At 74.1% G+C, this 13489-nt stretch carries 10 protein-coding genes; 3 read left to right on the top strand and 7 right to left on the bottom strand.

Going from position 1 to position 13489, the window contains the following annotated elements; all coding sequences use genetic code 11:
* Positions 1 to 5 precede the first annotated feature (5 nt).
* Genes IF46_RS0113065 through IF46_RS0113050 form a run of 4 tightly spaced genes read right to left on the bottom strand, consistent with a single transcriptional unit; the run spans position 6 to position 7585 of the window.
* Complete coding sequence (locus tag IF46_RS0113065; RefSeq protein WP_030488592.1) at positions 6 to 2765, bottom strand: FtsX-like permease family protein; 2760 nt, start codon at positions 2763 to 2765, stop codon at positions 6 to 8.
* Positions 2762 to 5926: a hypothetical protein gene (locus IF46_RS0113060; protein WP_030488591.1), complete on the bottom strand. Its 3165-nt coding sequence runs from the start codon at positions 5924 to 5926 to the stop codon at positions 2762 to 2764. Before IF46_RS0113060 ends, IF46_RS0113065 begins: the two co-directional genes overlap by 4 nt.
* 7 nt (positions 5927 to 5933) lie before the next feature.
* Positions 5934 to 6656, bottom strand: coding sequence for an ABC transporter ATP-binding protein (locus IF46_RS0113055; RefSeq protein ID WP_030488590.1), 723 nt, complete (start codon positions 6654 to 6656; stop codon positions 5934 to 5936).
* A complete protein-coding gene (locus IF46_RS0113050) occupies positions 6653 to 7585 on the bottom strand; it encodes an ABC transporter ATP-binding protein (protein WP_030488589.1) in 933 nt (310 codons plus the stop codon). Before IF46_RS0113050 ends, IF46_RS0113055 begins: the two co-directional genes overlap by 4 nt.
* 185 nt (positions 7586 to 7770) lie before the next feature.
* Between IF46_RS0113050 and IF46_RS0113045 the strand changes: the two genes are divergently transcribed.
* The gene (locus IF46_RS0113045) at positions 7771 to 8289 is read left to right on the top strand and encodes an RNA polymerase sigma factor (RefSeq protein ID WP_030488588.1); all 519 of its coding nucleotides are present in this window, start codon (positions 7771 to 7773) and stop codon (positions 8287 to 8289) included.
* Complete coding sequence (locus IF46_RS0113040) at positions 8286 to 8753, top strand: hypothetical protein (RefSeq protein WP_030488587.1); 468 nt, start codon at positions 8286 to 8288, stop codon at positions 8751 to 8753. The genes IF46_RS0113045 and IF46_RS0113040 overlap by 4 nt, the downstream gene beginning before the upstream one ends.
* A 34-nt stretch (positions 8754 to 8787) precedes the next feature.
* On the opposite strand, the gene IF46_RS0113035 is transcribed toward IF46_RS0113040, so the two are convergent.
* Complete coding sequence (locus IF46_RS0113035) at positions 8788 to 9762, bottom strand: Acg family FMN-binding oxidoreductase (protein WP_030488586.1); 975 nt, start codon at positions 9760 to 9762, stop codon at positions 8788 to 8790.
* A gap of 194 nt (positions 9763 to 9956) precedes the next feature.
* Here IF46_RS0113035 and IF46_RS0113030 point away from each other — a divergent pair, with 194 nt between their 5' ends.
* The gene (locus IF46_RS0113030; RefSeq protein ID WP_030488585.1) at positions 9957 to 10595 is read left to right on the top strand and encodes a response regulator; all 639 of its coding nucleotides are present in this window, start codon (positions 9957 to 9959) and stop codon (positions 10593 to 10595) included.
* Between the two features lie 15 nt (positions 10596 to 10610).
* Here IF46_RS0113030 and IF46_RS0113025 read toward each other — a convergent pair whose 3' ends face one another.
* Positions 10611 to 12284 carry a GAF domain-containing protein gene (locus tag IF46_RS0113025; RefSeq protein WP_051723886.1) on the bottom strand — a complete coding sequence of 558 codons (1674 nt, stop codon included), beginning with the start codon at positions 12282 to 12284 and terminating at the stop codon, positions 10611 to 10613.
* Between the two features lie 113 nt (positions 12285 to 12397).
* Positions 12398 to 13381 (bottom strand): Acg family FMN-binding oxidoreductase, encoded by a 984-nt coding sequence (locus IF46_RS0113020; protein WP_030488583.1) that lies wholly within the window; start codon positions 13379 to 13381, stop codon positions 12398 to 12400.
* Positions 13382 to 13489: the final 108 nt, after the last annotated feature.

Raw genomic sequence — 13489 nt, 5'->3', positions numbered from 1 at the left:
GCCCGTTACTCGCCGGCGCGGAGTACCTCGCTCAGCCGGTCGCGTCGTCGCAGCGCCGACTCGACAGGTACGACCGTGGCGGCCGCCACCAGCAGCGCCACGCTCACCAGGCCCAGCAGCCACCACGGCAGGACCGCCGCCGGATCGGCGGCTTGGCCGGTGAGCAGCCGCAGGTCGAGCGGGCCGAGCGTCAGGCGTGCGAGCAGGGCCCCGAGTAGCGGGCCGCACACCGCGACGACCACGACCGGCGGCAGCAGCTCTCCGGCGGCGACCCAACGGACGTCGCGTGGCCGTAGGCCGAGGGTGCGTAGCCGGGTCAGGGTCTGCCACCGTTGCGGCGCACCGGCGGCGGCGGCGAGCGCGAGGCCGAGCAGCCCCAGCGCCAGCAGCACCGCGGCGGCCGTCCACGCCAGCCGTAGGAGACCGGTGGTCAGCGGAGCCACTCGCTGGGCCCGCAGGACGTCCTCGCGCAGCACGACGTCGGCGGTGACGCCGGTGTTCGACATGGCCTGCGCCGCGCCGGGGCCGGTCGCCCAGACGGTGTTCGGAGCGGCGGGCAGCCCGGCGTTGGCGAGCGCGGTGGCGTCCACGATGACGACGTCGTTGGCGCCGCCGACGGAGGGTGCGGTTCCGACGGCGGCGAGACTGATCGCCGGGGCGTCGTCGCGGGGTAGCTGTAGCCGTGTGCCGACCCGCAGATCGCCGTCGCTCGATCGGACCAGCGCGGGGACGTCCCCGGGGGTAGGACCGGGTGCGGTGAGCCGGGTCAGCGCCGGCGCGTCGGGCAGCGCGGTGGTGGCCAGCAGACGCTGGAACGCGGCGGCGTCCACGATGACCAGGCGTGGGGTGAACAGTGTCGAGTCGCTGAAGACTCGTGCCGAGTCGGTGACCTGTGCGACGACGACCTGTCGTACCCCGGGTGCGGCGGCGATGCGCTCGGCGAGTGCGGGCGTGGCGGACGTGGCATCGGCGCCGACGTCGAGGCGGGCGTCGGCGCCCACGGTGCTCCACGCGCCGTCGGTCAGACCCCGGGTGACGGTGGCGCCGAGGATGAGTGCGAACGACGCGAGCGCCGTGGCGGTGACCAGAATCAGCGGTGGCAGCGCGCGTCCAGCTGTGGTGGCCGCCTGGGCGGCACTGAACACGGCCAGCGGGCGGCGCGAGCGCAGGGCCCCTCGGAGCACGAACCTCGCCCCGAGGGGTAGGAGCCGGAGCAGGACGAGCGCGCCGACGAGCGCGCCCAGAGCGAGGGCGCTGATCGGCAGAATCAGGTCGCCGGTCAGCTCACCGGTGTCGCCGTCGGGGGCGACGGGCAGGAGCCCGCGTTGGTGCAGTGTGACGAAGGCGGCGACCGCAGCGAGCAGGACAGCGGCCTGCACGGCGGCGCGGCGTAGCTGGCTGGTGGCCCGGATCCAGCGCCGAGCGGCCGGGTTGGCGGGTTGACGCCGGTCGCGGCTGGCACGGGCTGCGGCGAGGGTGCCGAGCGTCGGCCCGGCGAGGGCACCGGCCAGGACCACGGGAACGGCCCAGGCCCAGGAGACGCCCGGAGCTGCCGCGCGGGCGAGCGCGAGCCCGACGGCCGCGGCGGTCAGCGAGACCACGGCGGACTCGATGATCAGTTCGGCGCCGAGGTCGGGCAGCGCCGCCCCGCGCTGCCGGGTGGCGCCCAGCACCGGGGTACGGCGGCGGACCAGCAGGTCGGCGGCGAGCAGCAGGACCAGTACGGTGGCGGTCAGCACTCCGGCGAGCAGGACGGCGGCCTGCGCGGAGGCGGCGCTGTTGCGGGCACGGGCCTCGCGCAGGGTGGTGTCGAGCTGCGACTCCCACTTCAGCGCCTGGTCGCGCTCGCTTGATGCGCCGGAGGTCGCCTTGAGCTTGACCACCTGGCTCACGAGCGCTGCGGTGGCGTCCCAGGTGAGCGCGGCGGGAACGGGTGTGAAGTGGACGGTGCGCCGCAGTTGGTCCTCGTCGACGGCGAGCCGGGCGTCCGGTAACGACTCGCGCGACAGCAGGCCGGCGAACCGGGTGGTCCCCACGCCGTCGACGCCGGGCACGGGGTGCAGCAGCGCCGGGGCGAGTCGCCAGGCGGGGTCGGCGCTGTCCGCGGGTCGGTAGATCCCGCTGATCCGGACGTCCAGGTCGCGTCCCCGGCCGTCCCGGACCGGGATTCGGTCGCCGGGGCCGAGGTTGAGGGCGGCGGCGTCGGCTTCGGAGAGGCCGACCTGCACCGGCCAGGGCGGTCCGTCGTAGGGGTTCTCGACGTACTGATCGGAGACGGCAGGGCCGGCCGGGCTGCCGGCGGTCCAGGTCACGTCCGGGCCGTCGAGGTCATCGGCCAGGTAGGTGAACTGGAAGGTACGCGGCACACTGCCGCCGCTGATGCTGAGGATCGGGCCGTCGACAGTGGCGACGGGCGGGAGCAGTGCGGCGTCCAGGTCGGGCCCGAGCGCCCAGGTCGCCTTGTCACGCAGGTCGTCGAGGTCCTCGGCGAGGTTGGGCATCCGGACCCGCCCGCCGGTCGGCCCGTCGTCGCGTTCCCAGTTGGCGCGTACGAGGACGTTCGAGTCGGTGCCGGCGCGGCTGACGGTGTCCTGGACGGCTCTGTCGGCGGCGGCGCGCAGCAGCGCCGGCGCGGCCCCGGCGAGCAGTGCGACGGCTGCGATGACGGCGGCGGTGAGCAGTAGCGGTCCGGCGTCGGTGCGGGCCCGGCCGCGGATGCTGGGCCAGTGCGGCGCTGGCCACCCCCGGGCCAGCCACCGGTTCACGGCGTCACCCGCAGGTGCGTGGCGTCGGCCCGGCGGACCTGGACGGTGACCACGAGGGCGACCGCCAGCATGCCTCCGGCCAGCAGCGCGGTGAGCAGTGCGGCCTCGGCCGGCCACGGCCAGTGTGGCTGGGGGGCCGGGATGGGCGCGGCGCCGGTGTCGGAGCGTACGAGCAGGGGAGCGACGACGTGGGTGGCGAGCGCGCCGACGGCCGCGCCGGCCGCGAGCAGGGGCAGCAGGACGCCGGCGTGTTGGCCGAGCAGCACGGCTTTGATGTCGCGGCGCGACATTCCCAGGCCGCGCAGCCGCGTCACCTCGACGGCGCGGACCTGTAGGTCACAGGTGACGTGCAGGACGACACCGGCGAGCAGCAGCAGGGCCGCGGCCGGGACGATGAGCCGGAGCGCGGCCGGCAGCCCGGCGTGCAGCGGGCCGTCGGTGCGGCGGGTGGTCTCCGCTTCGCGGGTCGCGACGGTGCCCAGGTGCAGGGCGGTGGCCCGTTCGGCGGCACCGGGGTCGGCGGGGTTGCCGACCCACCAGGCGTCGACCGGGAACGTCAGGTCGCCGGTGACGGCACGTGCGCGCGAGAGCGTGTCCAGGTCGGCCAGGATGGCGACGGCGTCGGGGGCGGACGGGACGGTCGGCACGACCTCGGTGACGACGATCGGGACGGGCGTGATGCCGACAGTGACGCTGAGCTCACTGCCGCTGTCGGCACCGATCTCGTTGGCGAAGCGGGACGAGACGGCGACGGGCACCGGGCCGGGGTCCGGGAAGGCGGTGGCGACGAGGGTCCGGGCGGCGTCGTCGGCGCCGCCGAGCTCGACGGTCGCGGCCATCCGCAGCGTGGTTCCCGTCGACGCGGCGGACACCATGACGCTCGGGTCCCGCAACTTGCTCGGAACCGGCGGCGCGGACGTTGCGGTCCAATCCGATCCGTCGCCGGATTCCGCCGATCCGGCAGGCGGCAGGGTGAGGGTGACGTCGACAGCGACGGGCCCGCTGGCCGCGTCGGCGGTGACCGGCAGGACGACCGCGACGAGGCGCAGCCCGTCGGCCGTCGCGCAGTCGGGCAGTCGAACCTCCTGGCCGTCGAGGGGTACGGCGGGGCCGGTGCAGGACGTACGCAGGCCGGTGCCGTCCTGCAGCAGCAGCCGGGGCGTCACGGTGAGCGGGGTGCCGCCGCCGGCGGTCCCGCGCAGGACGAGCGGGGCGCCGCTCGGAATGGCGAGACCGGTGACCCGGGTGCGTGGTGCCAGCGTGGTGCCGATGTCCGCCCAGCCGCGGTCGCTGTCCAGCCGCCCGCGCAGCAGCGCGTCGGCGCGGGTGGTGTCGACGGCGACCAGCCTTGGCGCGTCGCCGGCGGTGCCGAGCCACTGACCGACTGTGGTGCCACGGTTGAGGGCCGGGCTCACCACCCCCGTGGTGGCCGCGCTGACGAGGGCGCCGTCTCCGGCCGCCGGGGGCGTGCCCAGGGTGAGTGCCAGGTCGGTGCCGACGGAGATCGCGGCCTGGTCGCGCTGCGACTGGTGCCAGGTGCTGTCGAAGGCGAGGCCGAAGGTTCCGGCCGCGCAGGCCAGCCCGACGAGCAACCCGGCGGCGACCGCTTGGGGCCGGCGGGCGGCCTCGGCGACCGTCAGCGGCAGCGCCAACCCGCGCGCCCGGTACGCCAGCCGGTCGGCGGCGCGCAGGGCCGGCAGCACCACCCGGAGCGCCAGCGCGGCACCGGCGGTGAGTAGCAGCGCCGGCGCGAGCACCCGGACCGTGTCGGCGCGTGGGTTGGCGGCGGTGGGCTGCGCGTACAGCTGCCACCAGCTGGCGGCGGCGAATACCGTGAGCAGCAGGTCGGCCCCGGATCGGGCCAGCAGCTCGCGGCGGGTGCGCTGCTCGCCGGCGGCCGGGACGGGCCGGATCGCCAGCACGGTGAGGACGGCCGCGAGCACCAGTGCGCCACCGACGACCGCGAGGACCTGGGCGCCGGCGATGACCGGCCGGGCGGTCAGGCCGGCGCCGTCCAGCGGTGGCAGGTGGGTCAGGCCGGCGTGCAGGGCCGACGAGGCCGGTACGGCGAGCGCGGCGGCGACCGCGGCGACGAGCCCGGCCTCGATCGTCGCGGTGGCGGCGAGTTGGCGACGGCTGGTGCCCAGGGCGGATCGCAGGGCTGTCTCGTCGGCGCGGATGCCCGTGGTCAGCCGGCCGGCGAGGACGAGTGCCGTCGCGGCCAGGACACCGCCGAGGACGGCGATGGCGAGCACGACTGCGGCGGTGACGTGCTGTTGGTCGTCGGCGGCCCGCACTGTCAACGGCAGGTCGGAGGAGATCCGGGCGAGCTGGACGCGGTCGCCGAGGGTGCCTGCCAGCCGGCGGTCGGCGGTGCGAATCGCTTCGGCCACGTTCTCCAGGTCGCGGCGGTGCGGGTGGGACAGCTCCGGGTGAGCGGTGACCTCCATCCGGCTGACTGTGGCACCGGTGGTGACCAGGTCGGCGAGGTCGACGAGGAACGGGCCGTAGGCGTTCACCGGCTGCATGAAGCGGCCGTCCCAGAAGCCCATGGCGGAGCCGGCCGCGGCCAGCGGGTCGCGTTCCCAGCCGCGTCCGGGCAGCGGGCGTGCCACCCCGACGACGAGTACGTCGATGGCGGGGACGGGTGCGTGGGCCAGCTCGGCGCCGAGGCGTACCCGTTGACCGGGGGCGAGGCCGAGCAGTTGGGCGGTGGACTCCAGCAGCACCGCGTCGCCCGGCTGCTGTGGCCAGTGCCCGGTGACCAGCTCGGCTCGGGACGGCAGGTCGTCCAGCCCCGACAGGTACGCCTGGGGCCCCACGCTGGTGCCCTTGGCGAGTGTGGGCGGTAACGCCCGCAGCACTGTCGACGCCCGCGCGCTCGTCGTCACCGGGAACGGTGCCAGCGCGGAGGTCACCGCGTTGCGGGTGTCGGTGACGACGGACTGGGTGTGCCCGCCCTCGACGGCGCCGGTGTAGACGGTCGCGTCGACGGCGGCGGGGGCGGCGCGGGCCATGGCGACCTCCAGCGCCCGCTCGGCGGTGCGGGTGACCAGCAGGGTGCAGGTGCCCAGCAGCGTCGCGCCGATCGTGACGACCCCGAGGAGGGCTGCCAGCAACGGCCACTGCGCGCGGGCGCGCCGGCTGACCAGCCTCAGCATCGTCGCGTCACCCGGCATCCGGCCCGGGGGCGTACCGCTGCCCGGCAGCCTCTTCGTCGAGGTGCCCGTCGTGGATGCGGATGACCCGGTCGGCCAGGGCCATCATCACCGGGTCGTGCGTCGACACCAGGACAGTGACGCCTTCGGATTCCACGATCCCGCGTAGCAGGGCCATCACCGACAGGCCGGTCTCGGCGTCCAGTTGCCCGGTGGGCTCGTCGGCGAGCAGCAGTTGGGGCGACGCGGCCAGCGCGCGGGCGATCGCCACCCGCTGCTGCTGGCCGCCGGACAGCTCGGCGGGCCGCTGCTGGGCGTGGTCGGCGAGGCCGATCAGCTCCAGCAGCAGCGCGACCCGCCGCTCGCGCTCGGTCGGGGCGACGCGGGCCATCCGCAGCGGAGCCGCGACGTTCTCCGCCGCCGACAGCACCGGGATCAACCCGAAGCTCTGGAAGACGTAGGACACCTTCTCGCGCCGCAGCCGGGACAGTCCGTCCTCGTCGAGCGCGGTGACGTCGGTGCCGTCGACGTGCACGGTGCCGGCGTCCGGGCGGTCCAGGCCGCCGATGACGTTGAGCAGGGTGGTCTTACCCGAGCCGGAGCGGCCGACGAGCGCCACCATCGCACCGGCGGCCACGTCGAACGACACACCGCGCAGGGCGTGTACGACTGTCGGCCCGGTGCGGAAGCGCCGCTCTACGCCGTGCACGCGCAGCAGCGGCTCGTCGCTCATTCGCCGCCTCCCGAGTCGGGGCGGATCGTGATGTGGTCGGGTTCCAGGGCCAGCCGGACCCGTCGGGTCAGCTCCAGCGCCTGGCGGAACTCGCGGGGCACCTGGACCCGCCCGGCCCGGTCCATCACGGCGTACTCCTCGGCGATCATGTGCGTGTCGCCCTCGGCGTTGGTGGTGGTGCGGCGCAGCACCTCACTGCTGGTGCGCCCGTCGCGGATCGCGATGGTCCGTTCGACCTGGCCGCTGACCTCCGGGTCGTGGGTGACCACGACGACGGTGACGCCGTAGCGCCGGTTGACGTCGCGCAGCACGCCGAAGACCTCCGCGGACGTGGCGGCGTCCAGCTCGCCGGTCGGCTCGTCGGCGAGCAGGACCCGTGGATTGTTCGCCAGCGCCACCGCGATCGCGACCCGCATCTGCTGCCCGCCGGAGAGTTGCCCGGGGCGTCGATCGGCGCAGTCGGCGACACCGAGGCTGTCCAGCAGTTCGGCGGCGCGCTCGCGGCGTTCCTGCTTCGCGGTCCGGGCCGCCGTCATCGGCAGGTCGACCATCTCGCGTGCGGTCAGGTAGGGGATCAGGTTGCTCGCCGTCTGCTGGCGGACGAACCCGACGGTGCGCCGCCGGTAGTCCACCCGGTCCGCGCGGGACATCGCCAGCAGATTCCACCTGTCGACCCGGACCCGCCCGGCGGTGGGTGCGTCGATGCCGGCCAGGATGGAGAGCAGCGTCGACTTGCCCGACCCGGAGGCACCGACGACGGCGACCAGCTCACCACTCTGCACGGCCAGGTCCAGCCCTTGAAGTGCCTGCACCTCGATCGAACCGGTCTGGTAGATCCGGACCAGGTTCTCGCAGACGATGAGCGCGTCCCGGCCGAACTCGGGTGCTCGAGCGGATGGCTGGGGCAGGGACAGCGGGGTGCTGGACATTCCCCTTCTCCGTCCGGTCGTGGCCGACGTCGAGCCAGCCTCGGGTAGCGGCCGGGCTCAGATTGAAGCAGGTGCCGGCTCCGTTGACCATGCCCCGGGTGACTTTTCTGGTTTCTGACCGTGAGTTGCGGCGGGTCGTGAACCTGCCAGGCCCCCACCCCGACTGAATAGGCGAAGGAGGGCCGATGAGCGATGAGTTGCTGGTGGTCCGCTGTCAGTTGGGTGAGCGGGAGGCGTTCGCCGAGCTGGTGCAGGGCTGGCATCCGGCGGTCGAGCGGTACGTCGGGCGGATGCTCGGCGGGTCCGACGACGATGTGGTGCAGGAGGTCTGGCTGGCGGTCTTCAAAGGGTTGCCGAGGCTGCGGCAGCCGGACCGGTTCGCCCCGTGGCTGTTCGCCATCGCCCGCCGGGCCGTGCTGAACCGGCTGCGGGACGCGTACGCCCGCCCGGAGCCCGAACCGATCGACGACCGGCCCGGTGACGACGAGGCGGAGGGTGTCGTCAACCGGGAAACGCTCGCCGGCGCGCTGGCGGCGCTTCCGGCCCGGGAACGGGAGGTGCTCCTGCTGTTCTACCTGGAGGATCTGCCGCTGGACGCCTGCGCGCAGATCTGCGCCGTGCCCGTCGGCACCATCAAGTCGCGGCTCAACCGGGCCCGCAGGTTGTTACGCCACGAGCTGGTACGGAAGGGGTACGAAGCATGACTCCGGAAGAGATGTTGGCGCGACTGGACGCGCCGTTGTCGCTGCGCAAGCGGGTCGGCTACCTGGCCGTGGCCTTCGCCGGTCTCACCGGGAGCGCCCTGATCGGCCTGCTCTGGGTCACCGAGCCCGGGTTGCCGACGCGGACGAACGTGGCCTTCGCCGTCCTGGTGGCGATCGGTCTGTGCTGGGCGGCGTTCGGTGGCTGGGCGGTGACCCGACGGACTCCGCTGTTCGCCCGGGATCGGGTGGTCGCCGGCTGGCTCGGCGTCGGCGCGTGGCTGGTATTCAGCGTCGGCGCGCTGATCATCAGCCTGGTACGGCAGGAGTTCGAGCCGCTGCTGCTGGGGGTGGTGCTCGTGCTCGGCGTGGTGGCGGCCGTGCACCTGCGGGCGGCCCGCCGGGCGAGGGCGGCGCTGCTGCGCCGCCGCAACGCGCTGGCCGAAACGGCGGTGGGCGGCGAGTGAACCTCCGTGCGTGCCCTCGACCCGAGCGGCACCGTCAGGCGGGCACCACCGGCAGGTCCAGCACCTCGTCGACACTGCGTCGGGGGGTCGGACGGCCCGGTTGGCCGTACCCGATCCGCAGCACCATCTGCGGTGTGCCGAACCGCCCCAGCGACAGGCGCAGTTGCTCCCGCGCCGGGGCCACCTCGATCGGTTGGGAGAGCATCGACACGCTGAGCCCGGCGTCCGTGGCGGTGAGCAGCAGCCGTTGCAGGGCCTGCCCGGCGATCACCTGGTCCACGGCGGTGTTGCCCACCGAGCCCAGCACCCCCACCAGGGGTTCCGGTTCGAAGTCTCGCCCGGGGGCACGGTCGCGCCCACCGTAGCCGCGGGTCGGGAGGACGTCCTGCGGCTCGCCCTGCGGGCCTCCGGCCGAGGCGGGTACACCGTCCGGGTTGGACTCGCAGCGCAGCCATCGTTCCCGTTCGGCCCGGTACGCGGGGTCGCGCTCCAGCACCCGGTGCGCGCTGCGGGCGATCTCGCCGAACGCGGAGACCGCGCTCACCCCGATCAGCAGCTCCAGCCAGCACTGCTCGGCACGGGACGCCTCGCCGAGACGCCACCGGGCGTCGGCCGGCACCGGGTCCGGCCAGAACGGCAGGCGGTTGCTGAACCGGCGGGGGATGGCCGCGTACAGGCTCTGCTCGGCGAGGGTGGGTCGGCGCGGGGTGTCCGGCACCAGCCGGGCCAGCAGGTCCGGCTCGGCCGGGTCGGGGCGTAGCCGCACCCGGGCCGGGAGACCGGCGACGGCCAGGGCGATCCGCAGGTTGAACAGCGCCGCGCCGCAGGCGATCCGGACACCCCACCCGCTCGGGTCGGTCGCCGGCAGCCGGCGGGTCGGATCGGCCAGCACCTCGATGGCGCCGGCGCGCAGCCGTAGCCGCCAGGGCTGGGTGTTGTGCAACGACGGTGCCCGGACCGCGTCCACGGCGGCGGCCCGCAGCTGGGCTGCGGTGTAGCCGATCTCCATGGCGGTGCTCCTCTCCCGCTGGGCCGGCGGCGGGTGGTGCCGTAGTGGCCGGCGCACCATCACGGTCCATCGTTCGGTGGTCGCTGAGCAGGGCCGGACGTCCCGACCAGTTGGGTCCGAGCGCCCGCCCGTTCCGGGTCGGTCGGGACCTTCGGCCCGTGCGGTGGGCCGTGGGCACCGGGTAGAAACGAAGGATGATCCGTGTGTTCCTCCTCGACGACCATGAGGTCGTCCGCCGTGGCCTGGCCGACCTGTTGCAGAGCAGCGGCGACATCGAGGTGGTCGGCGAGTCCGGCTCGGCGCAGGAGGCGGCTCGCCGCATCCCGGCGTTGCGGCCCGACGTGGCGATCCTCGACGCGCGGCTGCCTGACGGCAATGGCATCGACGTGTGCCGTGACGTCCGCGCCGTCGACTCGTCCATCAAGGGACTGATCCTCACCTCGTACGAGGACGACGAGGCACTGTTCGCGGCGATCATGGCGGGCGCCGCCGGGTACGTGCTCAAGCAGATCCGTGGCACCGATCTGGTCGACGCGGTGCGCCGCGTCGCGGCCGGGCAGTCGCTGCTCGACCCGGCGATCACCACCCGGGTGTTGGAGCGCATCCGCAACGGCGTCGAGCAGCCGCGCGAGCTGAGGTCGCTCACCGAGCAGGAGCGGCGGATCCTGGAGTACGTGGCGGAGGGGCTGACCAACCGGGAGATCGCCGGGCGGATGTTCCTGGCGGAGAAGACGGTGAAGAACTACGTGTCCAGCGTGCTGGCCAAGCTGGGCCTGGAGCGCCGCACGCAGGCCGCCGTCCTGGCCACTCGGCTGCTCGGCAAGACGCCCTGACCTGAGTCGCCGGGGTCAGTCACGCAGCGGCACGGCCCAGCGCACCTCGGTGCCCTGCGGCTCGGCCGGGACGATCGTGAAGGTGCCGTCGAGGCGGCTGGCGCGTTCGCGCAGGTTGACCAGACCACCCCGGGCGGCGGCCGGGTCGCAGCCCACCCCGTCGTCGGTGACAGTCACGGTGACCTGGCCGGCGTCGACACGGACGGCGACGTCGACGCGGGCGCACTGCGCGTGTCGGACCACGTTCGACAGTGCCTCGCGCAGCACGGCGGTGAGGTCCGGGCGGATGGCGTCCGGCACGGCGCTGTCCACCGGCCCGGTTAGCTCCAGGTGCGGCTTGAAACCCAGCGACTCGGCGGCCGCCTCGATCGCCGCACGGATCTCGGTACGCAGCGCCGAGGTCATCGGCGTACGTAGCTCGAAGATGGTCCGGCGGATGTCGCGGATGGTGGCGTCCAGATCGTCGACGGCGGTGTTGATCCGCTTGGCCACCTCCGGGCGGGCCATCGGTGCGGCGCTCTGTAGTTGCAGGCCGGTGGCGAAGAGCCGTTGGATCACCACGTCGTGCAGGTCGCGGGCGATCCGCTCGCGGTCCTCCAGGACCACCAGCAGCTCTCGTTCCTCCTGGCCGCGCGCCCGTTCCATGGCCAGCGCGGCCTGCCCGGCGAAGCTGCCCAACAGCGCCAGATCCTCCTCGCTGGCACCACCGCCGCGCTCCGGCCGGTGTGCCACGATCAGCACGCCGTGCAGGGTCTCGGCGGTGGCGAGTGGCGAGATCATCGCCGAACCGGTGTGCAGCAGCGCGGGCCACGGCGCGGCGTGCGCCAGATCGTCCACCTGGTCCTGCCGGCCCTCGGCGACCGCCGCGCCGAAGCTGGTGTCGACGGCGGGCAGGACCGCGCCGACGAGCGCGCGGGCCTGCTCGTCGGCGCCGTCGACCACCTCCACGGAGAACTGCTCGGTGTCGCTGTCGTAGAGCAGCACCAGCGCCAGCTCGGCCTCGGCGACCTCCCGGGCCCGGCGGGCGACCAGCGCCAACGCGTCGGTACGGCGTACCTCACCGAGCAGCACCGTGGTGATCTCGGCGGTGGCGGCGAGCCAGCGCTCCCGCCGGTGTGCCAGGGCGTACAGGCGGGCATTCTCGATTGCCACGCCGGCGGCGGCGGCGAGCGCGACGACGATCTCTTCGTCGTCCTCGGTGAACTGCGCGCCGCCCTGCTTCTCCGCCAGGTAGAGGTTGCCGAAGACCTGGTCGCGGATTCGGACCGGCACGCCCAGGAAGCTGTGCATGGGCGGGTGGTTGGCCGGGAAGCCGTACGAGCGGGGGTGCTGGGTGATGTCAGGCATCCGCAGCGGCCGGGGGTCGTCGATGAGCAGGCCGAGCACGCCCCGCCCGTGCGGCAGGTCGCCGATCTGCTCGTGCTGCTCGGCGGTGATGCCGTGGACGATGAAGTCGTGCAGCAGCCGGTCCGGGCCGACCACGCCGAGCGCGCCGTAACGGGCGCCGACCAGCTCGCAGGCTGCCTGCACGATGCGTTGCAGGGTGGTGCGCAGATCCAGGTTGGTGCCGATGCCCACCACCGCGTCGAGCAGTGCCCGTAGCCGCTCCCGGCTGGTGACCACCTCTCCGACCCGGACCAGCATCTCCTGTAACAGCTCGTCGAGACGGACCCGGGACAGGGGGCTCAGCCCGAGCGAAGGTGCCGTGGATGGTTCCTGACGGGGCGACGGCGCGCTGCTGGTCACCGGGGGATGGTAGCGCCGGTGCCGCTCGTCGTCAGATCCGTCAGCGGCCAGATCCGTCAGCGGACGGCGGAGGTGTCGACCACCTGCGCGGTGGTCAACCGCGGCGTGTGCGGCGGGCCGGAGTGTGCCGGGTCGGCGATGCCCAACCGCAACACGAGGTACGGAAAGCCGATCCCGGCGAGCAGCTGACGCAGGGTCTGCCGGGTGCCCGGCACCTCCACCACCGCGCTGAGCGGCACGACCGACACGCCGAGTCGGGTGGCGGTCAGCCAACCGGCGGAGAGCGCCTCGCCGGCGCGCAACCAGCTGTCCCGCTCGTCCTCGTCGCCGTGCAGCATCGCGTACACCGCCATCCGGTCGTGGCCGGGGCCCACCGGCAGGCTGCCGGGACGGCCGAAGTCGCGGCCCGGGACGGTGGTCTGCGCGGGCTGCTCGGGCAGCACCTCCGCCGGCAGGCCGGTGCCCGAGCCGGCCCGACTGGTCCAGTACGCCAGCTCGGTGCGCAGCTCTGGATCTTCGGCCTCGACCACGTCGGCGTGCCCGGCGGTGGCGGCCAGCTCCAGCACCTGGTCGCGGTCGAGGATCTGCAACCGGCAGCCTTCCGCGCCGACCGCACGGGTGATCTCGTCGATGGCCGTGGGCGGAACCGGCTCGTCGCTGACCGGCCGCCGGTCGGTGTGTCGCACCTGCATGCACTGCACCATGCGCATGGCGTCCGGGTCGGCCGAGGTGTGGCTCAGGTCGGTCAGCCGGGCCAGCAGCTCGGTGTCGTCCGGGTCGGGCAGCCGTTCGACCACGGCGCGCCATCCCTCGGCGGCCAGCGCCAACCGGGCGTGGTGCAGGGCGGTGCCGCAGCTGATCGCGAGCAGTCGCCCCTCGGGGTCGCTGGCGGCGAGCTGTCGGTCGGCGACCGAGCGCAGCTCCAACGCGTCGGGCAGCACCCGCCAACGCCACGGCTGGGTGTTGTGCACCGAGGGGGCGTGGCCGGCGGTGGCGGCGGCCTCCGCCAGCGCGGTGGTCAGTTGGCTTTCCTGACTCATGGTCACGACCTTTCCGTCTCTGCTCATCGTGCCGCACGGCGCGTCGCTGTGTCGGGGGTTGCCGCCTCATCCTGGGTCATTCGGTGTGTGTCGGCAGGGGCCACAGGT

The sequence above is a fragment of the Micromonospora chokoriensis genome, from assembly GCF_000718555.1.
Taxonomy (GTDB): Bacteria; Actinomycetota; Actinomycetes; order Mycobacteriales; family Micromonosporaceae; genus Micromonospora; species Micromonospora chokoriensis_B.
Note: the sequence above shows the minus strand (reverse complement) of the source record. Positions and strands in the feature narration are given on the sequence as shown.